At 71.0% G+C, this 1,063-nt stretch carries 1 protein-coding gene; it reads left to right on the top strand.

What is annotated here, in order from left to right:
* Nucleotides 1-272 precede the first annotated feature (272 nt).
* The gene (locus ACWGI8_RS44550) at nt 273-881 is read left to right on the top strand and encodes a class F sortase (RefSeq protein WP_453669375.1); all 609 of its coding nucleotides are present in this window, start codon (nt 273-275) and stop codon (nt 879-881) included.
* Nucleotides 882-1,063: the final 182 nt, after the last annotated feature.

Below are 1,063 nucleotides of genomic sequence, written 5' to 3'. Positions count from 1 at the left end.
TCGGCGGCAGCGTCGGCCCCGACACCACCCAGATCGCGGCGGGAGCGGCCGTCCTGGCCGCAGCCGCCGTCGGCGGGACCTGGCTCCTGCGTCGCCGGGCGAGCGGCGCGCAGGGCAGTTGACGGGGAGCGGCATTCGCTCAGCCTCCACCGTCGCTCGTACCGCCGTCTCCGCCCCCGTCATGCTTCGTCCGGCTGACGGGGGCGGAGAGCCATATCCCGGATCCCGGATCCCGGATCCCGGATCCCGGCACCCGGCACCCGGAGGAGCTCATGAAGACCAAGGGCTGGCTGATAGTCATCGCCGTCTGCGTCGGCGTATGGCTGGTCCAGAACGGCGCGAAACACATCACCCCGCCCGTCCCCTCCGTCGCCGAGGCATTCGCGGCCGGACAGCACACGGACGCCGCCGCCGATCCGCTGCCGCCCTCCGAACCGGTCCGGTTCCGTATCCCGAGGATCGGCGTGGACGCCCCGGTGATGCGGCTCGGGCTCTCCCGGGACAACAGCCTCGACGCCCCGCCCGCGGGGAACAGCAACCTGACGGGCTGGTACAAGAACGGCACGTCCCCGGGCGGCAGAGGCACCGCCATCGTCGTCGGCCATGTCGACAACGCGCGCGGCCCCGCCGTTTTCTACAGCCTGGGCACGCTGAAGAAGGGCCACCGCATCGAGGTCCTCCGCGAGGACGGCCGCACCGCGGTGTTCACGGTCGACGCCGTCGAGGTGTACGAGAACGAGGACTTCCCGGACCGTAAGGTCTACGGGGCCGCGGACCGGGCCGAGCTGCGCGTGATCACCTGCGGCGGCAGCTTCGACGACAGGACCGGCTACCAGGGCAATGTGGTGACGTACGCACATCTCATCGGCGTACGCGAGTAGGCGCCGCTCCGAGGAGTGTCGGGGTCTAGGGCCTGTCCGGTGGGTCGGGCTGGATCAGTGAGCGGCGTCATGGGGCTTCGGATCCAAGGCGGAGGATGGGGGTCCCCCCGCCGAAGGCAGGGGGAGAGTCATGGCGGAGCCATGCCGACTGACGACAACGCAGGAGACGGAGTCGCAGGGCG

This window comes from Streptomyces sp. NPDC054841, from assembly GCF_053611045.1.
This window is presented reverse-complemented; position numbering and strand designations above follow the sequence as displayed.